The sequence below is a fragment of the Dorea longicatena genome (genome assembly GCF_024168045.1).
Taxonomy (GTDB): Bacteria; Bacillota; Clostridia; order Lachnospirales; family Lachnospiraceae; genus Dorea_A.
The window spans coordinates 1,492,884-1,514,473 of record NZ_CP100126.1; the positions used below are offsets into that span (position 1 = coordinate 1,492,884).

The window sequence follows — 21,590 nt, forward strand, 5'->3', positions numbered from 1 at the left end:
ATTTGCGGAATTTAATTCTTACTTTCAATACAGACACCTCCTTTCCATTTTGCGACACCGCAACCGGAACATTTCATACGGCAGTTCGGTGTTACTTCTGCATTCATTGCATGATTCCACTCTTGTTTCAGGAATTCTTTTGTTACGCCGATATCGATGAAATCCCATGGGAACACCTCATCTAAAGGCCTTTCCCTGAGATTATAGAATGCGATATCAATGCCCGTATTTTCAAATGCCTGCATCCATTTGTCATTATCAAACTGATCGCTCCAGGAGTCATACAGGCATCCCAGACGGTAAGCTTCTTTGATGACTTCAGAAGTTTTTCTATCACCTCTTGCAAATACACCTTCCAGAACAGTAACTTCCGCATCGTGCCAGTGATACTTCAGGCTCTTTCGGTTAAGCTGTTCATTAAATGCATGCTTTACGATCGCTGCTCTGGAAATGTATTCTTCATTCGTATACATTCTTGCCCACTGGAATGGTGTGAACGGCTTTGGAATGAAGAATGATGTACTCGTTGTAATCTGACATTTTCCATTCCGCTGCTCTTTCGGGATCTCATAGTAACGTCTGGCAATCTGATCTGCAAGTTCCGGGATTGCCCGCATGTCCTCTTCGGTTTCAGTCGGAAGTCCCAGCATAAAGTAAAGTTTTACCTTATTCCAGCCACCGTCAAACGCCTGTCCGGCTCCCCCAATGATGTCCTCTACCGTAAGGCCTTTGTTGATCACATTACGCATTCTCTGCGAACCGGCTTCCGGTGCAAATGTCAGGCTGCTCTTTCGGATATCCTGTACCTGTCCCATCACATCCAGTGAAAATGCATCTATACGTAGGGACGGAAGACTGATATTGATTCCCTGAGATTTAAACTCATCGATCAGGAAGGTTACCAGTTCTCTTAAATGGCTGTAATCACTGGAGCTTAATGAACTGAGGGAAATCTCCTCGTGTCCGGTACTCTTTAACATCTTGTATGCATATTCTTTTAATACCTCTACATCCTTTTCACGGGTTGGACGGTATAACATTCCGGCCTGGCAGAAACGGCATCCACGGATACAGCCTCTCTGAATCTCAAGAACAACTCTATCCTGTGTTGCCTTGATAAACGGCACGACCGGTTTCTCCGGATACGTTGCACCGGTCATGTCCATAACCACCTGCTTTTTGATCTTTTCTTTTGCATGTGGATTGTTCGGACGGAAGCTCTCGATCGTTCCGTCTTCCTTATATGTCACATCATAGAACGCAGGCACATAGATTCCTTCGATTTCTGCTGCCATCTCCAGAAATTCTTTTCTCGTCCCGCCACGTTTCTTGTTCTCTTTGTAGACATTTAGCAGTTCATCATAGACTGTCTCGCCTTCCCCCATGTAAAAAAGGTCAAAGAACTCCGCCAGCGGTTCCGGATTATACGTACAAGGTCCCCCGCCGATCACAATTGGATCATCCCAGGTACGGTCTGCTGCCTGCATCGGAATCCCACTTAAGTCCAACACCTGTAAAATGTTGGTATAACACATCTCATACTGGATCGTGATTCCAAGAAAATCGAAATCCTTAATCGGATCCTGCGACTCCAGTGCGAACAGCGGAATCTTCTGTTCTCTCATAATCTGATCCAGATCGGTCCACGGCGAATAGACACGTTCACACCACACATCATCCCGGCGGTTGAACATGTCATAAAGGATCTGTATTCCCAGATGCGACATTCCTATTTCGTAAACGTCCGGGAAGCACATGGCAAATCTAATAGACACCTTTTCAGGGTCTTTCATGACTGAGTTCACTTCATTCCCGATATAACGTGCCGGTTTCTCTATTTTTAGTAATATTTCATCATTTAACGCAAGCTTTCTCATTAAATCTCCTTGTATTTTTGTACATGTTGCACAATAATTTTCTTATTGTTTTTTTCGTAAATCTTTAATTATTTTCTTTTTTTTAGGCTTTTTTTCTGCCTGTTTTTTTTCTGTTTTTCGTCGCATTTTGGGGTCAAAATCGCAAATTACTACAAAACCTGCAAAACACTAAATACTGACTAACGTTTACCAATGTTCAGCAATGTTTACTAATATATAATAATATATGGTAATCCGTTAGGAGTCAATCCTATTTACAAGCATCTTTTTTTGTTCTTTTTTTGAATAACTATTCCTTTGATTTCTGGTCAAAAATCACCTCAAAGATTGTTCCACCTGCAGGGTTTGACTTAATGCTGATACTGCCATCGTGCACTCTCACGATCTCATGAACCAGAGCAAGTCCAAGTCCTACACCACCAAGCTCTCGGCTTCTGGATTTATCCACGCGAAAGAATGGTTCAAATACACGTTCCCTGAGTTCTTTCGGAATTCCGCTTCCGGTATCCTCTACTGACAGGTAAATATGTTTTTGTTTTTTGTATGCATTTACTGTAACCTGTCCATCTGAATGATTGTATTTTATAGCATTCTCAACAAGATTGTATACCAGCCTATAAATAAGGATATCACTTCCAATCATCGTTATATTCTTATATTTTCCAATAAGTTTTATATTCTTTTCCTGTGCAAGAGGTTCCAAATCTTCCAATACCTCGTCAACGAGATCATTAAGGATAATTTTTTCATCCCGTCCTACAGTCTGAAGCTCACTCATGTCAAGAAGTGTTTTTACCATCTTGCCAAGCCTGTCATTTTGTTCCGTCAACATCTTTATCATCTGTACGGTGTCTGCATCACTGCCCGGATGCTGAGTGGAATGATACAAGTCAAGCTGTACCTGCATTAACGATAATGGAGTTCGAAGCTCATGTGCTGCACTCGCAGTAAATTGTCTCTGTATCTCAAATGCATCCGAGAGGCGTTCAAGCATCTTGTTATACGAAACACTAAGCTGATTCAGTTCTTTAATCTTACATTCTTCTATTCCCGAATCTGCCAGGTTTTGAGCCTGCACTTCTTCAATTTTATCAGAAAACTCACGAATTGGTTTAAGCGCATGTCCACTTATAAAATATGCGGCCACTCCACCAAGGAGAGCCAATAAAGCCGAAACTATCAGACTGTTTCTTTTGTAGTCTTCTTTATTATTGTACACTTGAACAGAAAAATCATTTGAGAACTCATCCCACTTATCCTCTGGTATGGTGATGTATATTTCTTCCGAACCACCTCCGCTGTCATCTCCCTGAGCGTCAACAGCCTTTTGCAGGGAATCCATATAATACACACCATTTTTATAGACGAACATTGTCAGGCACCCACATATAATCGCAATACACAATGTAGTTATACACGTAAGTCTCCACTGCAGTGACATTTTTTTCATCAATCAGACTCCTCTCGTATTTTATATCCTTCTCCCACCTTATTCATAATCGCATCATATCCAAGCACTGCCTTAAGCTTTCTCCTTAGCGAAGACATATGCACCCGGATGGCTCCACTGAAGCTATCCACAGATGCATCCCAGACATGCTCCATCAATTCCTCTTGACTTACCGGTCTTCCCAGGTTAAGAAGCAAATATTCCAAAATTCCTTTTTCTTTTCTTGTCAGGGAAATCTTTGTTTCCTTTGCATATGCCTCACGTTTTATCGTGTCGAACATGATATCGCCACTTTCCAGACATACATCCTTTTGTACAAATTTCCTTCTTGTCAGACTTCTGATACGAGCCTCAAGTTCCTGTAGATGAAACGGCTTTTCCATATAATCATTCGCACCAGCATCCAACCCTTCGACTTTATCTGCAATCTGCCCTCTTGCCGATAATATAAGAACCTTTGTCTCCTCATTGCTCTGTCTGAGTTCTTTTAGGATTTCCATCCCATCCATGCCGGGCAGATTCAGATCCAGAACAATCAAATCATAATTTTCTGTCAGGATGTATTCCAATGCCTCTTCCCCATCATAACAGGTATCCACCTCGTACCCGGCATCATACAGACTTTTCGCAACCGCATCACATATTTGTTTTTCATCTTCAACTATTAATAATCTCAAAATCATTCCACCCTCTTCTTAACGAAAATTTCACACTAACTATTGTATAATACCGAAGTCAGCTGGTCAACAAATACAACCAACGAAAGGAGTAACAAAATCTTGAAGTGCAAAAAAATATTTCAATTTGTAATATTCATCACAGGTACAGCCATGATTGGCTATGGTGTGATCCGAGGTGAAGCTGCTGCCGTCTTTGGCAAAGCAATAAAATTATGTCTGGAGTGTGTTGGAATTGGATAAAAAAACGAAATTACTATCAAAAAAAGTTGCCAGAATACGGGGATGGATACAGGCAATTGCCACATTACTTACCAATATCCATATTTCCAATTTACTTAAAGGCAAAATATATCAGGGCAAGATTAAAACAGTATGTGTGCCAGGATTAAACTGCTATTCCTGTCCTGCTGCGACAGGAGCCTGCCCCATTGGAGCCTTTCAGGCGGTTATCGGATCCTCCCGATTTAAATTTTCATATTACATAACCGGTTTTTTCATTCTGCTCGGTGTGACACTCGGAAGATTTATCTGTGGTTTTTTATGCCCGTTTGGCTGGTTTCAGGATTTACTTCATAAAATCCCCGGGAAAAAATTTTCCACAGCCCGGTTGAAACCGCTAAGATACCTGAAATATATAATCCTCATTGTTTTCGTTATTCTTCTGCCATTGTTTGTAACGAATTCTATAGGGATGGGGGATCCATTCTTCTGTAAATACATTTGCCCACAAGGTGTTTTGGAAGGAGCCATACCACTGTCACTTGGAAATACCGCTATAAGGTCTGCACTTGGAACACTTTTTTCTTTTAAATGTCTTATTTTAATTACAGTTGTTGTGTTGAGTATTTTGTTTTACAGGCCGTTCTGTAAATGGATCTGTCCTCTTGGAGCGATCTATTCATTATTTAATAAGATCAGCTTTCTTAATATTAAAGTTGAAGGCAGCAAATGTGTCGGATGCAATCAATGTTCAAAGGCATGTAAAATGGATATTGATGTGTGCAAGACTCCGAATCATCCAGAATGTATACGATGCGGGGCATGCATCAAGGCTTGTCCAAAAGATGCGATCCAATATCAGTTTCTGGGAAAAACATGCCCCAAAAAAGAACAGCAGCAATCAACCATAACCAACCGGTAACTATTAATTTTATTACTATTATTTTAAGGAGCAATTATTTATGAAAACAAAAAGAACATTTCTCTCTATTTTAACACTTTGCATAGCATTATTATTTACAGCATGTAGCGGGAAAGGAACTGCAGACACAGAAAAATCTCAGAATACCAAGACTGAATCCGGCTCAAAATCTGCAGACGATTCCGACTCTAAACTGAATGATTTATATCAGCAGGAAAATCAGATCTTCGCAGATCATGAAGATGTATGGAACAAAGCATTTGGCATGATGAGTAAAAGTGCTGCGGATCCAAATGGAAATTATGCGGATTCTCTGGCTGACACTGTTGAATCAAACAAGGAGTCTTTTACAGATGACGAGCTGAAAACACTTACCGCTGATATTGAAACTATCCGAAAAATCGAGGAACAGATCGCTGAGATTGAAAAGAAAAATACAGGATCTGATAAGACTGATCAGAAAAACAGTTCCAAAGACGCATCTCCTTTCAAGAATTTCTCTGGTCAGGATTATGATGGGAATTCTGTTGATGAAAGCCTGTTTTCCAAAAATGCAGTAACTGTCATCAATTTCTGGTTCACCGGCTGCAAACCTTGTGTTGCCGAATTATCTAAACTTAACGAATTAAACGATGCAATCAAATCAATGGGTGGAGAAGTTGTAGGTATCAACACAGAAACCTTCGACGGAAACAAAACTGCTATAAAAGAAGCAAAGACTATTCTCGAAAAGCAGGGTGCTAAATATCGCAATCTTTCCATTGACTCTTCTTCAGATGCAGGGAAATACGCATCCGATATCATGGCATTTCCTACAACAATACTGGTCGATAGAAATGGTAATATTGTAGGTGATCCGATGCTCGGCGGAATTGATAATCAAGATAACTATGATACTTTGATGAAACAGATTCAGTCTGTCATCGATGCTGATAGCACAAAAAAATAAAAATATGCAAAAGGCTCCCTGTGTATTCCACAGAGAGCTCTTTTTGTGAATCTTTTACAACTCTTTCATCTTCCCAAGAATCTCCTGATAAAATGCCTCCTGATCCCCACTGTTCTTCAGATCTTCCAGTATCACACCATCTTTCAACAGGATCAGCCGGCTGCAATAGCTTGCCATCTGTGGGTCATGTGTGACCATAATAATCGTCTTTCCCATATGTTCATTAATGTCCTTCAATGCATCAATCACGATCTTCCCGGACTTGGAATCGAGGTTTCCGGTCGGTTCATCTGCGAGGATCAGATCCGGGTTATTGATCAGCGCACGGCAGATTGCAACTCTCTGTTTTTCTCCGCCGGATACTTCATATGGCTGCTTCTCGAGAAGGTGTGATAAACCAAAGTTTTTGGCATATGCTTCTACATTCTTATAACACTTATCAACCGCTGCCTTGTCCAACACCATCGGCAGCATGATGTTCTCCTTTACAGACAGACTATTTAACAGATAAAAATCCTGAAACACAAATCCAATCTCTCTTCTTCGTATATCCGCCAGTTCATCACTCCATAATTCTGACGCATCCTTTCCCGTAAAGAAAATCTTCCCGGAAGTCGGTTTGTCGATCAAGCCAAGCACTTTTAAAAGTGTTGTCTTACCGCAGCCTGATTTTCCCATGATCCCGACAAATTCCTGTTCTTCAATGGTAAAATCCAGCCCTTTTAAAACTTTAATTTCTTCTTCATCCTGTCTGTCAGAATGAACCATTTTATAATTCCGGACAAGGTTCTCCACTTTCATAACTTCCCGTTTATTCATCTTTTCCTTCCACCTTTCGAATGATAAATCTTCCTAATATCCATGCAAAGCCCCACTGTACTGCCAGATACATAAGCCATATCCAGACAGCATGTTTCAGCCATGCAATTCTGACGGCATGCGTATACATCCGGGCATGAAACGTTGCTGCTGTAAAGATACTGGTCACGACTATCGTTATCAGCTCCGGCAGCCAGTAAAAGTAATACAGTTCTCTTTTCAGGAGTGATACTCGTTCTTTCTTTCGCATTCCCATACATTTCAAAAAGTCAGCCCTTACTTTCTTATCACTCATTTCTGATAACGATTTAATATACATCAGGAAAAGGCCGAAGATGGTCATTGTAAGCAATACGAATGTATTTATGATCAGTTTCATCGTATATTCTGTCTTCAGATCATTGACTGCCGTCTTTTTTGAATACCAGCAATGTACTTCGAAATCATACTGCGCTTCATATGTATGATTCTTTTCCAGCTTTTTCATTTTCTTTTCAATTGCTTTCTGGTATTTTGGGTCTGCCTGGATCAGTACAAGCTTCGTCGGACCCTGCTTAATTGTGACACCATCTATTCGCAAGGCCTTTTCTTCTATCTTGTCTCCGGTTAATATGTTCGTGTATTTCCACATTCCCTGTGCTTTCTTGAAATATGCATCCGAGAATACAACGATATTTTCCAGTTTTCCCTGACGGAAACATCCAATCAGACTTCCAATTTCTTCCCCTTCTATTGTTCTTTTCGGATATGCTTTGCTCGGCGAATATAAGGTATAATATTCACACGGAAGACCGATATGCAAAAATGGTTTCTTCTTTCCAAATGTCCAATCCACCGGCTGTGCCTTCACGGAGCGATCCTGTTGGTGCACCAGATATATCTTCTTTCCATTTCGATCAAGATGCATTGCTTCTTCCTTATACGATGGATCTACATATTTTTTCAATTGTTTGTATGTCGATTCAGAAATCCCGATCTGTTGTCCCTGCGGTCTTTTTCCTTGTTGCACGCCTTCGTTTTGTTCTGTCTTATCTGCATTTGCCACGCGCACCATCGGATATTCTATGATTTTTGCCTGATAACCGTTTTTTATCCTATCAAAAATCGCATCATCTCCATCATCTGCAATACAGACAAAATCATACGGATACAGACTTTCCGGCTCCTCTGCAATCGTTACCGAAACTACCTGAAACAGAAAGTAAAACACTGCGCATACGTTCAATATTGTAAGTGCCAGCACATACCTTGCAGTTGTCTTTGATTTATAATACAAATGATTCCGGTTCAGCATCTGTGGCAGATATGCCGGTGTCTTTTTTGCACGTCTCAAATATCCGGCTCCTACAAAACGAATCAGTAAAAATATACCCGCAAAGAATGCAAAGAGCAGATACATACTTTCATGATTTCTCAACTGCCGGTATTCGAATATAGCGATCATACAGATTATGATTCCGGCTGTTATGAATAACTTTGTCCTCCTCTGCGGCATAGGTTCTTTTGCAATGTTTCTGATCGATGCCCTGACCAGATTGAAATCCGATACGATATCCCTGGTCGCCATCAATACAATTATATACACTGCCAACACCACCAACGTACCTTTCACATAAGTAAGCCACGTCACCTTTGACAGAACAATTCCTTTTGCCAGCATTGAGAAAATCACTTTCCGGAACAGAAACATGATCATATTTCCCAATAGACCGCCGGCAATCAGCGAACACAAAAAAGCGACTACGATCTCTATCCCAATAATCGTATACAACGCTTTTTTTCGAATTCCCAGCGTCACGAATACACTGTAATTCTGCGTCCATTTTTTCATGTAAAATACGAGAACAAACACCATCAAAAAGATGGCACATACCGCCATCGGAAGCATTGCATTCAGCAATATCCTTCCAAGTCCTTCACCCAGCAGGAAATTCTCTGCCCGGTGAGCCTTCGCCATCATCTGATATATTCCAAGTCCTGCAAAGGAGAATGCAGAAACGATTACGCCACAGAACAGCAGGAGGCCGTAATCTTTCCAGTCATATTTAAAATTGTGCCAGACCATCTGATAAAAAAGTTTGGTATAATTCCCCGGAAAATATAATCTCCTGCGCTCTTCTTCTTTTTCTTCCCGTTCCTTTTCCGCAAATATTTCTGCTGATTCCTTGGCATCTTTCCATACATCAAGCATTTTTCTGATCAGCACTTCTGCCATAACAAATATCATGATGATTGCAGAAATCAGAATCGTTTTTGTTGAATTATCCGCAAGCATTCCAAATCCGGATTCATTCACCACAATATATACACCTAGAACAACTAACGCAGCGATATTCAGATAATATTCCTTATGCAGCCACTGCGTCACTATATGTAATACAATCACAATCTGAAATACAATAAGCAGTATTAACTGTATCCTGATTATCGTAATATTCCCATCCCAGTCAGACGCTGCCATCTCCGAAAGTGCTTTTATTCCTTTTTCTTTGATTCGGAAATATGCTGCATATATACTGTAATTTTTCCCTTTCAAAACCACCCACGGAAGCTGAATAAAAATCAAAATCATACCGTACATAATTGTCGATACAATATATCTTCTTTTCTTTGTTTCTTTCATATTCACCCGCCTCCTATCCGTAAATAGTAATCACAACCTCAAACCGATCCTCCTGGCTTTTACACTGAAACATTCCATTGTATTGTTCTACAATATCCCGGATATTTTTCATTCCATAACCATGTAACACTCCATCCTTTTTTTTTGATACAAAATTTTCATCTGTCTGTATTCCCGTATTTTTAGCCGCATTTACAATCTCGATGTATAAGAGCTGATTCTTCTTTTTCATTTTTATATGTATCCAGCGTTCTCCTTCTTTGATCTGCTCACACGCTTCCAACGCATTGTCCAAAAGATTTCCAAAAAGTGAAATGATCTCTCTGTCAGAAAACGGAAGCGTTGTGAATACTTCCGTGCTGATCTGCATCTGCGTCTTTTGCTTCTCTGCCTCCTTCTCTTTCTGGTTAAGAATCATATCCAGCATATGGTTTCCTGTCCAGATCTGGTAATTGTAATCCAACATGTCCTGGCTGAGTTCGTTCAGATATTCTTCCAATCCCTTCCAGTCCTGTTCCTGCGTATATTTCTTTAATGCAAGCAAATGATTCTTCATATCATGAACAATCTTCCGGCTCTTTAACATTTCCCTATATTGTTCTTCCATCGCCTTTACTTTCATCTGGAGCATCTTCTTATCCTGCTCTTCCAGTTCAGCTCTGTGCTGTTCTGTCTCAACGTCCCATGCTTCTGCCTGAATATCAAGAAATATCCAGATTTCTATGACAGCCAGAAACAGCATCATATAACAAAACATCGGCATAGAATAAAATTCTGCAAATCCGGTAGATGCTATAGCCATAAAGATGTAAAATGCTGCAAGATAAGTAATCCAAACAAATACATGATAATTTGTTGATTGATTCCCGTTTTTTATGCACTGGTATAATTCATACAATTCTATACTCTGAAGCAAAATCAGGAATATTAACATCAGTAAAAATATAAACGCAACTACCTGTGAATGTTTCCATTTCCACATATGCTGTTTTAAAAATGTATGATTATACATCTTGATGTAATCATTTTCCTGAAAGGTCTTAATTACATACCTGTGAATCGTATTCCATTTTCTATTTATGCGCATCCACGGGAAGAAACAGTACACTTGCAATAAAATCCCCATAAAAGTATCTACTTTTCTCTTTTTTGTCCATCCATTCATTTTATCGTTCTCCATCTTATTTTCACGTGAAATCTTTATAGTTATTGTACCATGCCTTTTCTTCTTCCGCCTTATAATGGCCATGAATAGCGGGTTTTCTGACCATGAAATTTTAAAAGTATGGATCTACCGTGGTAATTACACACAGAAAAACCGCATGTTTTCTTTCATCCCCTGCTATACGAAAAACGGTCAGACATGTCTTGATAAACATATCTGACCGTTCTTATAATATGACCATGCATTAGTATAAAGCTGCTACCCACAGAACCTGCCACTAACAATTTCTTACAGATACTTTTCGTTCTGTATTTCTTTCATAATATTCTTTAATTCTGAAATATCGATCTCTAACATTTCTGAAATTTGCTCAATCGAAAATTTATCAGACAATTTTTCTAAGAGTTCTCTTTTTCCTCTTAATCGTCCAATTTTCTCGCCTTCTATTCTTCCCTCAGTAATTCCCTCCTGCCTTATCATTATCTGTTCTTCCCATGTCTGCATATACTTCACCTCTGTCTTTTCACTTGCTTTGATCTGACAAACTCGTCTATGCATCTCTTGAATCCGCTTACTTTTACACTTCCCTGATACTTCATCCGTACTACGTTCCATATACTTAAACAATTCTATCAATTCTGGTGACACCAGCTCGGGATGTTTGCCCCTGGTATTCAGAAGTATGATATCCAACATCGTCTTTACATTTTCCGGATCATCCATCGCTTCATCGAACAGAAATTTATCCAGCAAGTTTAATTCTTTTAATGATTTTCTTTGGTTCATAAGCAGTTCTCCTCTCTTGTACAGATATAATACCTGCAAAGAAGAACTGTTTAGCTTTATGCATATGATAACACAGAATTTATATATATACCAGTATATACCGTTATCTTCTTTTATCAGACATGTATTTATCTGTTTTTTATGATTTTCATCTTGGATTCTTACCCGATTGTTTGGGCTTGAAATAAATGAATTGGTAAATATAGATGCGTTGCAGATATTAGAATTCATCTGCGTGTTGATAGGATAACATGCTCTATTCATGCTTTCAATATATATTTTAGAAATGCTCAATTTTTGTAAATCTTCTACAAATTATCCCCGGGCAATTTTACTCCACAGACATATATTATATTGTAGACACATATATGAAAGGAAGGTTAAAAATATGGCTCAATTTACAAACCAGGCACAACTCCGTTACGGAAATTCTGTTACTAATTCAAATATTGCCGTCGGTGAGATTCTCGAAGTATTGTCAATCTCGAAAACTGCAGTAAAAAATACCTATCATCCGGGAGGTACTGTCACCTATATTATAAGTATTGTTAACTCCGGTACCACTCCTATTACAGGACTTACACTCACAGATGACCTTGGTGCGTATGCATTTTCTACTACTTCACTGACACCGTTAACGTATCTGGATAACACGGTAAAATACTATACAAACGGAACGTTACAGGCTGTACCTGCTGTAACCGCAGGTCCTCCGCTTGTCTTCTCTGGATTAACTGTTCCTGCAAATGGTAATCTGACACTGGTCTATGAAACAGCTGTAAATCAATACGCTCCTCTCACCAATGAATCATTCATTACCAACACGGTTACTGCAAGTGGAGACGGCATTACTTCTATCACCGCTAAGGAAACGGTAAATGCAGAAGCCTTGCCGCTCTTAGGTATCACAAAATCTATCAGTCCGGTACCTGTTACTGAAAACGGAAGCCTGACCTACACGTTCCTGATTCAGAATGAAGGAAACGTTCCTGCAAATGAAGCCACGGCCGTAATCGTTACCGATACGTTTAATCCAATACTTTCTAATCTGACTGTCACCTTTAACGGAAGCACATGGACAGAAGGTGAAGACTACACTTATGATAAAACTACCGGTACTTTTGCTACCGGTTCCGGAAAAGTTACTGTTCCTGCAGCAACATTTACCGTCAACGAGACTACCGGTGAATGGAGTTCTAATCCGGGATTTAGCACTCTGACAATTACCGGAACAGTATAAGCATTAAAAAATGGCAGGAGAGGCCATCTGAATAATGTCAGATGGTCTCTCCCGTTGCGATTATTTTCCGATTTAATCTTCTGTATCATATTGTTCCTCAATGATATGTTTCACCTCTGAAACATCCATATCCAATACATCTGCAATTTTCTCAATGGACATCTTATGATTCATTTTTCTGAGCAATTCTCTTTTTGTCTTTCCAGCAATATTTCTTCCCATGCCTGCATATACTTCACCTCTGTTTTTTCACTTGCTTTAATCCGACAAACTCGTCTACGCATCTTTTGAATCCGTTCACTTTTGCACTGTTCTGACACTTCATCTGTACTGTGTTCCATATATTTCAAAAGTTCTATCAGTTCTTGGGATACCACCTGGCGGCAGCAGTTTACTGTCGATGATTCCCTGATACAAACGACTTCTTTTCAGAAGATTATGCGTATTTTCTTTCTGCGCCTCCACTTCGTATATCACATCGTCTTCATCCATAGCATAGACATCTAACCGGACCTGCCGATTATCCGTAGACGTTCTCTGTTCCTTCTCTGTCTGCGGTGGATGCTTCAGATTCGTCTTTTTACTTAATATGATGTCTAACATCGTCTTTACATTTTCAGGGTCATCCATTGCTTCATCGAATAGAAATTTGTCCAGCAAGTTTAATTCTTTTAATTCTTTTAATGATTTTCATTTGTTCATAAACAGCTCTCCTTTCTTATACAGATATAACTCCTTTAAAAGAAAAACTGCTTATTTTTATGAATATCATAGCATACATTTTATATATATATACCAGTATATATGAACAACTTTCTTTATCAGGCATGTATTTATCTGTTTTCTGTGGTTTTCATTTTTGATTAATGCCCGAATATCTGGGCTTGAAGTAAATGAATTGATAAATATAGATACGTTGCAGATGCTAGAATTTATCTGCGTGCCGCTAGAATAACATGCCTGATTTTTATTTTCAATGCAATTTCTAGAAATACTGATTTTTTGTGAACTTTCTACAACTCCTTCATCTTCCCAAGAATCTCCTGATAAAACGCTTCCTGATCCACGCCATTTCTCATATCTTCCAGAATCATTCCATCTTTCAGAAGAATCAGCCTGCTGCAATAACTTGCCATCTTCGGATCATGTGTTACCATAACAATTGTCTTGCCAAGTTCCCGATTGATATGACTCAGTGTATGGATTACCACATCACCGGACTTAGAGTCGAGGTTTCCGGTCGGCTCATCCGCAAGTATCAGATCCGGATTGTTGATCAATGCTCTGGATATCGCCACTCGCTGCTTTTCACCTCCGGATAATTCATACGGCTTCTTGTTCATCAGATGTGTAATTCCGAACTGTTCTGCATATTTCTGCGATTCTTCCATACACTCTTTCGCACTCTTCTTATCCAGGATCTTCGGAAGCATGATATTTTCCCTGACGGACAGACTGTCCATCAAATAGAAGTCCTGGAACACGAATCCGATCTTTCTTCGTCGTATGTCCGCAAATTCATCCTTCCACAAATCTTCCGTATCATGTTCTTCAAAGAACAGCTTTCCTCCGGTCTGACGGTCTATCATACCCAATAGTTTCAAAAGTGTCGTCTTTCCACATCCGGATCTTCCCATAATTCCGACAAACTCCTGTCTCTGGATAGAAAAATTTAATCCCTTCAAGACGTGGATCTCTTTCTTCTTTTCACCATCTTCTCCATACTGCACATAATCACGGACCAGATTCTCTGCTCTTAATACGTCTGCCGTTTTTTTATTTTCATTCTTTTCTAATTTTTCATTCATTACAAATCTGCTCCCTTTTCAATCTTTTTCACAATCGTATCTTCCAGCCACTTCAGATTCAGCCACTGTAATATGAAATATATAATCCAGAGTACACCTGCATTTATCACATAATTCTTCACATCATTCAGATGATAATCCCTGAGTCCAAATACAATTCCAGAATACAGTACCGTAACTATAACGGCAATAACAGATGGGATCGTCACAAACCGGCTGATTTCCTTTTTCTCGATGCAGATCCGTTCCCTGCGATTCATTCCCAGACGGTTCATGAACTGATACCGTTTCCGCATATCCGGCAGTTCCATCTGAACCTTCATATGAAGTAGGAGCATACTGATCACAGATAAAATAATAAGCACAAATCCATTCATCACACATTCAAGGATTCGCTCCATCTGCCGCTTTTTCGCTGCTTCTGTCTTCGTATATGTACTTTTTACAAGCGAATCAAATGACTCATCATATGCATGTTGCTTTGCAAAATCTATTGTCAACTGATCTGCTTTTTTCTGGTATTTTTCCGGTAGATTTGCAAGGACAAGTTTCGTCGGCCATTCATGGATATTTTCTTCCAATACCGCATCCGACGTTTTTATTTTTTCTCCCGTACTCATGTCTGTCGTTTTCCAATAGTCTTTTATTTTGTCAAAATATGCATCAGCGAATACAATAAGATTCTCGTATTTTCCCTGTTTGAATGCGCCGATCAGACTCGAAGTCTCGGAGCCTGTAATCGTCCGTACCGGATAATAAGTCTGGTGCTCCATTGTATCAAAGCCAAACAATGGCTGTCCGATATGTAGATTCGGATGTATCATCAACTGATAGTGATCAATTGGTTTCGCCTTTGTTCCCTGATCTTGCTGATACACGACATAAATTTTCTTTCCGTTCTTGTCAAGATTCAGATGCTTTTTCGGTTTTTCTCCGACTGCCTTCTTTAACTTTCGATAACTGCTCTCTGATATACCGATATTCTGGCCTTGCTGCCAGACAAGATCAAATGGTCCTTCCAGACGTTCTGTATTATCTATCGTTGTTGCCCGGACCATCGGAATACTGGTCACTTCTGCTTTGCATTCTTGCTTAAGCTTTTCGATAATCCCTGTATCATTACTATTCGCAAGCCATACATAGTCGTATGGGTACAGCGTATCCGTCTTATCTGCGATTCTGTTAGATACAACTTTTACCGAGAAAAAGGACATCACACATACATGTATCACGATCATAAGTGTCAGATACTTTACAGTTGTCTGGTATCTGTGTCGTATCATATGTTCTTCCGGAAGGGTTCGCAGGTATTGATCCATAGACGTTTCTTTTTTACGCAGGATCATGGCACCTATATTATACAGAAAAACATACAAACACAGGAAGAACCCACACAAAAGAAAGATACTCTCTGAAAATCTTCTCTGTGTATACAGATACAGGACGATTACTCCCAGCAGCCCGCTGATCAACGCCCCTGCTTTTCTGCATATTCCCGGAATCTTCTCACTTTTCACCGCTGCATTTCTGGCATCGGCGGAACGTTCTCCTGCATGGATATCCCCAGAGATACCAAAAGCAAACAAACAGATAACAGCTATCACGATTGCCGTGATCAGATACACCTTCCACGATACCTCTGATTTCATATCGATTTTAGGAAAATGCTGTATAACAGCGGCATATATGCCAAACAAAATGGCTCTTCCAATCACAAATGCCGTCACCAGTGCCACCGCAAATCCGGCAAGTAATTCTCCGATCCAGGACCAGAACACGGCATTGCTCCGCATGCCAAGTGTCCGGAAAATCCCATCATCCGCCATCCGTTTTTTCCGGTAGAATACCATGACAACCGTAATCAAAAACAATGATATCAGTACGATCACGATCAGGCAGTCCTTCATAATCTCAGTCAGCCCAAGCCCTAGTAATTCATTATCATATCCATAGCTTCCGGAAAATGCCTCTCTCATTCCAAATCCAATGAACAGAAATGCTGCCGATAACAGAACCGATACAAATAAAAAAGAAAAATCTCTCCAGTGATATTTAAAATTCTCCCACAGCACATGGTAATAAAGCTTCGAATATTTCCCTGGAAAATATAATCTTCTTTTCCGTTCCTGTTTATAATGCTTATCATTTTCCTGCGTTTTCAGGATCTGTTCACCGGATTCTTCCCATTCTTCCATGGATTTATGCATCAGTAACCGTATCCCCGTCCATATCGGAAATACTGCCAGATACCCAAGTAGATACATCGGGAACACCTGTATCGTACCCGCACTGCTCCATGAACTGTTAAGTCCAATCTCGGCCACTACCGACAGCATTGCAAATAATCCGATAAGTTCTATGATAGATAAAAATTTTATTTCCCATCCCTTGATGTTACAGATAAGCCGTATTGTTTCGATTACTTCAAGAACGACATACAGCATAACACATACCGTGAATGTTTTTGCCAGTGTATGAATATCCAGTGGTAATGCATCTGCTACTCCGTCTAAAAACGTCGTGTTATATGTATCTGCACAACTGTGATTTCTCAACACAGCAATTACATACATAATAAAATTCTTCCGTTCTCCCGTTATATTCATCCACGGAAACAGAAAATATATCTGAAGTATGATCCCCAGAATAATATTCATCCGTCTCTTTTTCTCTTCCATTCTCATTCCTCTTCCGCCCCTCTTATATCATATATCGAGATGATACAGACCAGATACTCCCCGTAAATTTTATATCGGAATATGCCGTCATATTTTCTGACAATATCCTGTATGTTCTTCATTCCATATCCATGAAGTATCTCATCTTCTTTTACTGATACAAATTCCTTCTGATTCTGCACCGGCATTTCTTTAATTGCATTTGAGGTCTCAATATATAATAAATGATTCTTCTTTTTTATCTTAATTTTTATCCAGCGCTTTTTATCTTGGATCCGTTCACAGGCTTCCAGCGCATTATCTAGAACGTTTCCAAAAAGTGAAATAATCTCCCTGTCTGAAAACGGAAGGGTTGCAAATACTTCTGTCTCAATCTGCATATCCGTCTCTTTCTCTTTTGCATCTTTCGTCTTTTGATTGAGGATCATATCCAGCATGCGGTTACCCGTCCAGATCTGATAGCTGTCATCCAGCATATCATCACTTAATTCATTCAGATACTGGTGCAGTCCTTCCCAGTCTCTCTCCTGATCGTATTTTTTCAATGCAAGCAGGTGATTTTTCATATCATGTACAACCTTCCGGCTCTTTAACATTTCCTGATATTTTTCTTCCAGCGCTTTCACTTTTACCTGCAGCAACTGTTCGTCCCGCTCTTTCAGTTCTGTCTTATGCTTTGCTGTCTCCGTATCCCATGCAGCCGCCTCGATATCCAGAAACATCCAGATTCCAATAATACCTATGAATATCACCATATACATATAGATTCTAAGCTTGAACAGCGCACTGTCATCCAGATAGATGTATGAAGCATCAAGATATAAGAAAAAAAGAACGATGGCAAGAACCCAGACATACCTGTGTATATCAAACGTTTTGATCCCTTTCATATGTCTGTACAATTGCCATAGTTCGATCATCTGCATCACAATCATAAATGCTATGATCATGGTAAATGTCACTGCCGCAAAACCGGAATATTTCCATAAGATTGGATGCCCAGATAAGAAAATATAATTATATGCCTTGATGCAGCTTTCTTTCCGGAATATCTCGATCAGATACACGTGAATCGTGTGATACCCTCCGTCTATACGGATCCATGGAAAGAAGAAATATATTTGTAGCAGAATCCCCATACAAACATCTGCTTTTCGCTTTCTCGTCCATTCTTTCATTCTACATTTCTCCAGTATTCCATGATCCGTGTCTTCACATCCTGAATAGTCTCTGCCCCTGCCTGAATCTTAATCCCGTCTTCCAGATAGATGGCAGCCGTCGTGATCCGATCCACATGATCGATATTGATAATATAACTTCTTCCGGCAAATATAAAAGCCGGGCTTTTCAAATCTTCAAAAATCTGATGCAGTGCCAGACGTTCTTTGTATGCGCCATTTACCATTACAAATTCAACATACTTCTGCCCTTTGACCTTGCGGATACAGATAATGTCTTTATGATATAATTTTCTCTGGTCCGTCACCCCACCGATCCAGAAGAAATTCTGGCTCTCTTTTTGCTTTTCCTGATAAATTTTCTGTAATACTGCCGGCAAACGTTCCTTCATATCTCTTTTCAAAATATACTGATATGCCTCGAGGACATAACTATCCACTGCAAATTCGGCGTACGATGTCAGGAATACCAGGCAGATATCTTTTTGTTCTGCCTTTAAAATTCTTCCCAGATCGATCCCGCTTTTCCCCGGAAGATCAATATCTGAGATAACTACATCGTAGTGCTTCTTAACTTCCAGAAATTCTTCGGCTGTTTTATATATTTCGGTAGTTATATCCTGCACCTTAAGTTTCTCGAACTCCCGGCTAATAAGTCTTTCCACTTCCTGTCTTGTATGTTCTTCATCTTCTATCATTGCTATCTGAAACATTTATATTTTCTCCGTATTTATTCACATAATTATTGCATTCATTGTACCACGATAGTTACAAATATTGTTATAACTGGCCATGAATTCCGGGATTTGTGGCCATGAATTCTTGAAAAAACGTCTGCTGATACAAAAAACTTACCATTGGCAAAGCTCCTTACAGATGTTTTGGCAGCCAAGCAGCTCCTTACGAACACATGGCAACACAAAAGAACTGCTATTTTAAGACTTTACTCCTAAAACAGCAGTTCTTATTTTTTCAATCATTTACTTCTAATATTTCAACCAGCAGCTCGTACTTTTCTCATTTCCGATAGATATTCTATCTATTCCGCTTTATTCAGTCCCATGTCCTCACTCGCTTTTGTCACAGGAACTTCCACCATCACAGAGTTGTCATCAATCTCTACCGAATATGTCTTATGGATCAGGCAGTTTACCGGATCTTCTGTTGCAACAACTACTGCAAGTCTGTGTCCCGGCTCTACAGTATATCTTGTCGCATTGAGATATACGGTATAATCATGATATTCACCTTTTTTAAGCTCGATGCTGTTCTGTGCCGTTTCCGGTGCGTAACCTGCTTCCGGATTACACAGATCTGCAAATGCACGTGTGATCACACGGTATTTTTTATGTACAGTATTGAATTCTGCCTCATCAAATGCCGGAAGATCTCCGCCATTCATGATTCCGCCTTCTTTTACTGTCGTGACCGGAACAATATTTCTTTCCGGATCTACAGTCTGGATACTGTCGAATTCTTCGTCACATACATCACAGAGAAGCACTGCAATCTCTACATCATCCATTTTGCCGGATACTTTGGAATTACCAAGCTGCATGGTCAGTGTATCCACATCGTTTCTGTTTTCCGGATCGAAATCTGTTTCGATATTTCCGTCTTTTAATGCTGCCTTTAAGTTCAGGCATACCGTTCCCTGTACAGTCACGGCTTTTTCAAATGGATCTGTCACATAACGCTGAGCCATATTTGTAGACTTCAGTGCCATCACATCATCAAAGTTTTCTGCACTGACACCGGCTTTTTCCCAGTCTGTATCAATCACTGTCTTACTCTCTTCTTTTGAAGTAAGCTTCATGGTATACTCTGTTTCCCATGCACTTTCTGTTTCCCATTTTTTCTGATCATAGTTCGTCTGAGCAAGTACTTCCGGCATCTTTTCGGCACCATTTTCTACTCCGTACAGATAATGGGATATCCATTCATTTACGATATCATCATAGAATTTTCCATCGATCAGGATTCCGTAATTCTTATTCGCCATGGTCGGTGTGATATGTGGACCCTGATGAAGGATCAGTTTCACAGTCTGTCCTGCCTGTTCGAATGCGGTATGCATCATTTCGAACTGTTTTGTAGATACATTTTCATCATTGAATCCATGTACGATCAGCGCACTGCACTTGATCTGGTCTGCATGCAGACGGTAGTTTCCGGCTCCCCAGAAATCCGGATCATAGTCGAATCCGCATTTTAACTGCTGAAGACTTAATTCATGATGGAATGCTGCAATATCATCCAACTGTTTCTCAGATAATGTCTCATCGTTATAACGGCTGGAACAGAAATATGCCAGGAAACTGTTCAGCATCTCTTTCGGCCAGTAACGCTGTGCACCCTGCATATTCTGCTGTGTATACCAGTCTGCGATACCTGCAACCGGAACAATTGTTTTCAGGCCTTCTACGCCTGTGGTTGCAACTGCAAACGGCATGGTTCCGGCATAAGATCTTCCGGTCATGGCAACATTCCCATTCGCCCAGTCTGCCTTCGTCTCGATCTTTCCTTCACGGTCTGCGTAAGCCACTCTGTCGCCATGCAGCCATTCTACAACAGATTTGAATGCATCTCTTTCATACTCTGAACCGACATAGTTGAATCCATCTGAGCCAAGCGCTCCGAATCCGGCACTTACAACCACTGCAAAGCCGCGCACCAGATAATAATTGAAGTTATCTAGATTTTCATATACCATGCTGTTATTGTTTCCTTTATCCGGATAATACCAGTCTGCCGGATCTGCCTTTAATGCAAGATCCATGGCACTGATCGTCCCTTCCGGAATACGTGCAGGCACTTCTTTGTCAAGATCTGCAAAGTCAAATTTGCGGTATTCTTTGCTTTCTACTTCTTTCATATGATCATATCCGTCTGCCTGCACTCCTGCACAATACGGACGTGCTTCATATAATGTTGCCGCCTTATAACTGCCTTCTACAGCACTTCTCGGAACCTGAATAAATGCTTTGACGAGATCTCTTTTTCCATCACCGTCCATGTCGTAGTCAGATTCCACATATACGCAGTATCTTACGATACTTGATGTGGCAGGATCATAGTTTTCTCCTGTCTTTCCGTCTGTGAATTTGAAAACAGGCTGTGCCAGTCCATTTTCAAATACAGGTACTTTACTGTAATTTTTTTCTCCCATTGTAAAAACCTCTCTGATTCAATATTT

Annotated in this window: 18 protein-coding genes; 4 read left to right on the plus strand and 14 right to left on the minus strand. The window is 40.0% G+C overall.

Features of this window, described 5'->3' with window-relative positions; genetic code table 11:
- Positions 1-11 precede the first annotated feature (11 nt).
- The 3 genes from NKF87_RS07040 to NKF87_RS07050 all read right to left on the minus strand — a co-directional run bounded on the left by NKF87_RS07040 (position 12) and on the right by NKF87_RS07050 (position 4,010).
- Positions 12-1,877 carry a TIGR03960 family B12-binding radical SAM protein gene (locus NKF87_RS07040; RefSeq protein ID WP_118377857.1) on the minus strand — a complete coding sequence of 622 codons (1,866 nt, stop codon included), beginning with the start codon at positions 1,875-1,877 and terminating at the stop codon, positions 12-14.
- A gap of 289 nt (positions 1,878-2,166) precedes the next feature.
- Positions 2,167-3,327 carry a HAMP domain-containing sensor histidine kinase gene (locus NKF87_RS07045; protein WP_253583336.1) on the minus strand — a complete coding sequence of 387 codons (1,161 nt, stop codon included), beginning with the start codon at positions 3,325-3,327 and terminating at the stop codon, positions 2,167-2,169.
- Complete coding sequence (locus tag NKF87_RS07050; RefSeq protein WP_006426539.1) at positions 3,327-4,010, minus strand: response regulator transcription factor; 684 nt, start codon at positions 4,008-4,010, stop codon at positions 3,327-3,329. Before NKF87_RS07050 ends, NKF87_RS07045 begins: the two co-directional genes overlap by 1 nt.
- 93 nt (positions 4,011-4,103) lie before the next feature.
- Here NKF87_RS07050 and NKF87_RS07055 point away from each other — a divergent pair, with 93 nt between their 5' ends.
- Genes NKF87_RS07055 through NKF87_RS07065 form a run of 3 tightly spaced genes read left to right on the plus strand, consistent with a single transcriptional unit; the run spans position 4,104 to position 6,097 of the window.
- The gene (locus tag NKF87_RS07055) at positions 4,104-4,247 is read left to right on the plus strand and encodes a CD1871A family CXXC motif-containing protein (RefSeq protein WP_044919706.1); all 144 of its coding nucleotides are present in this window, start codon (positions 4,104-4,106) and stop codon (positions 4,245-4,247) included.
- On the plus strand, positions 4,240-5,148 hold the full coding sequence (locus tag NKF87_RS07060) for a 4Fe-4S binding protein (protein WP_253583337.1): 909 nt from the start codon (positions 4,240-4,242) through the stop codon (positions 5,146-5,148). The genes NKF87_RS07055 and NKF87_RS07060 overlap by 8 nt, the downstream gene beginning before the upstream one ends.
- Positions 5,149-5,188: 40 nt before the next feature.
- Complete coding sequence (locus tag NKF87_RS07065; RefSeq protein ID WP_161143598.1) at positions 5,189-6,097, plus strand: TlpA disulfide reductase family protein; 909 nt, start codon at positions 5,189-5,191, stop codon at positions 6,095-6,097.
- A gap of 54 nt (positions 6,098-6,151) precedes the next feature.
- Here the strand turns inward: NKF87_RS07065 and NKF87_RS07070 are convergent, their stop codons facing one another.
- The 4 genes from NKF87_RS07070 to NKF87_RS07085 all read right to left on the minus strand — a co-directional run bounded on the left by NKF87_RS07070 (position 6,152) and on the right by NKF87_RS07085 (position 11,490).
- Complete coding sequence (locus NKF87_RS07070) at positions 6,152-6,916, minus strand: ABC transporter ATP-binding protein (protein WP_253583338.1); 765 nt, start codon at positions 6,914-6,916, stop codon at positions 6,152-6,154.
- The gene (locus NKF87_RS07075) at positions 6,909-9,539 is read right to left on the minus strand and encodes a hypothetical protein (RefSeq protein WP_253583339.1); all 2,631 of its coding nucleotides are present in this window, start codon (positions 9,537-9,539) and stop codon (positions 6,909-6,911) included. The genes NKF87_RS07070 and NKF87_RS07075 overlap by 8 nt, the downstream gene beginning before the upstream one ends.
- A 13-nt stretch (positions 9,540-9,552) precedes the next feature.
- Positions 9,553-10,704, minus strand: a complete 1,152-nt coding sequence (locus NKF87_RS07080) for a sensor histidine kinase (protein ID WP_253583340.1) — start codon at positions 10,702-10,704, stop codon at positions 9,553-9,555.
- 288 nt (positions 10,705-10,992) lie between these two features.
- Positions 10,993-11,490: a hypothetical protein gene (locus NKF87_RS07085; protein WP_253583341.1), complete on the minus strand. Its 498-nt coding sequence runs from the start codon at positions 11,488-11,490 to the stop codon at positions 10,993-10,995.
- 388 nt (positions 11,491-11,878) lie between these two features.
- Here NKF87_RS07085 and NKF87_RS07090 point away from each other — a divergent pair, with 388 nt between their 5' ends.
- Positions 11,879-12,730: a DUF11 domain-containing protein gene (locus tag NKF87_RS07090; protein WP_161143601.1), complete on the plus strand. Its 852-nt coding sequence runs from the start codon at positions 11,879-11,881 to the stop codon at positions 12,728-12,730.
- A gap of 72 nt (positions 12,731-12,802) precedes the next feature.
- Here NKF87_RS07090 and NKF87_RS07095 read toward each other — a convergent pair whose 3' ends face one another.
- The 7 genes from NKF87_RS07095 to NKF87_RS07125 form a co-directional block, all read right to left on the minus strand.
- Positions 12,803-12,952 (minus strand): hypothetical protein, encoded by a 150-nt coding sequence (locus NKF87_RS07095; RefSeq protein ID WP_243144065.1) that lies wholly within the window; start codon positions 12,950-12,952, stop codon positions 12,803-12,805.
- A gap of 99 nt (positions 12,953-13,051) precedes the next feature.
- Entirely contained in the window at positions 13,052-13,390 is a 339-nt protein-coding gene (locus NKF87_RS07100; RefSeq protein ID WP_253583342.1) for a hypothetical protein, read from the minus strand.
- A gap of 353 nt (positions 13,391-13,743) precedes the next feature.
- Positions 13,744-14,538 carry an ABC transporter ATP-binding protein gene (locus NKF87_RS07105; RefSeq protein WP_055181816.1) on the minus strand — a complete coding sequence of 265 codons (795 nt, stop codon included), beginning with the start codon at positions 14,536-14,538 and terminating at the stop codon, positions 13,744-13,746.
- Positions 14,538-17,216 (minus strand): FtsX-like permease family protein, encoded by a 2,679-nt coding sequence (locus NKF87_RS07110; RefSeq protein WP_253583343.1) that lies wholly within the window; start codon positions 17,214-17,216, stop codon positions 14,538-14,540. The genes NKF87_RS07105 and NKF87_RS07110 overlap by 1 nt, the downstream gene beginning before the upstream one ends.
- A gap of 2 nt (positions 17,217-17,218) precedes the next feature.
- Positions 17,219-18,394 (minus strand): sensor histidine kinase, encoded by a 1,176-nt coding sequence (locus NKF87_RS07115; protein WP_006426523.1) that lies wholly within the window; start codon positions 18,392-18,394, stop codon positions 17,219-17,221.
- Positions 18,391-19,107, minus strand: coding sequence for a LytR/AlgR family response regulator transcription factor (locus NKF87_RS07120; RefSeq protein WP_117597453.1), 717 nt, complete (start codon positions 19,105-19,107; stop codon positions 18,391-18,393). The genes NKF87_RS07115 and NKF87_RS07120 overlap by 4 nt, the downstream gene beginning before the upstream one ends.
- 326 nt (positions 19,108-19,433) lie before the next feature.
- Positions 19,434-21,563 (minus strand): CocE/NonD family hydrolase, encoded by a 2,130-nt coding sequence (locus NKF87_RS07125; protein ID WP_253583344.1) that lies wholly within the window; start codon positions 21,561-21,563, stop codon positions 19,434-19,436.
- Positions 21,564-21,590 lie beyond the last annotated feature (27 nt).

Coding starts and splice junctions, on each gene's coding strand:
- NKF87_RS07040 (WP_118377857.1), bottom strand. CDS start 1,877: ATGAGAAAGCTTGCGTTAAATGATGAAATATTACTAAAAATAGAGAAA.
- NKF87_RS07045 (WP_253583336.1), bottom strand. CDS start 3,327: ATGAAAAAAATGTCACTGCAGTGGAGACTTACGTGTATAACTACATTG.
- NKF87_RS07050 (WP_006426539.1), bottom strand. CDS start 4,010: ATGATTTTGAGATTATTAATAGTTGAAGATGAAAAACAAATATGTGAT.
- NKF87_RS07065 (WP_161143598.1), top strand. CDS start 5,189: ATGAAAACAAAAAGAACATTTCTCTCTATTTTAACACTTTGCATAGCA.
- NKF87_RS07070 (WP_253583338.1), bottom strand. CDS start 6,916: ATGAATAAACGGGAAGTTATGAAAGTGGAGAACCTTGTCCGGAATTAT.
- NKF87_RS07075 (WP_253583339.1), bottom strand. CDS start 9,539: ATGAAAGAAACAAAGAAAAGAAGATATATTGTATCGACAATTATGTAC.
- NKF87_RS07080 (WP_253583340.1), bottom strand. CDS start 10,704: ATGAATGGATGGACAAAAAAGAGAAAAGTAGATACTTTTATGGGGATT.
- NKF87_RS07085 (WP_253583341.1), bottom strand. CDS start 11,490: ATGAACCAAAGAAAATCATTAAAAGAATTAAACTTGCTGGATAAATTT.
- NKF87_RS07090 (WP_161143601.1), top strand. CDS start 11,879: ATGGCTCAATTTACAAACCAGGCACAACTCCGTTACGGAAATTCTGTT.
- NKF87_RS07095 (WP_243144065.1), bottom strand. CDS start 12,952: ATGGGAAGAAATATTGCTGGAAAGACAAAAAGAGAATTGCTCAGAAAA.
- NKF87_RS07105 (WP_055181816.1), bottom strand. CDS start 14,538: ATGAATGAAAAATTAGAAAAGAATGAAAATAAAAAAACGGCAGACGTA.
- NKF87_RS07110 (WP_253583343.1), bottom strand. CDS start 17,216: ATGGAAGAGAAAAAGAGACGGATGAATATTATTCTGGGGATCATACTT.
- NKF87_RS07115 (WP_006426523.1), bottom strand. CDS start 18,394: ATGAAAGAATGGACGAGAAAGCGAAAAGCAGATGTTTGTATGGGGATT.
- NKF87_RS07120 (WP_117597453.1), bottom strand. CDS start 19,107: ATGTTTCAGATAGCAATGATAGAAGATGAAGAACATACAAGACAGGAA.
- NKF87_RS07125 (WP_253583344.1), bottom strand. CDS start 21,563: ATGGGAGAAAAAAATTACAGTAAAGTACCTGTATTTGAAAATGGACTG.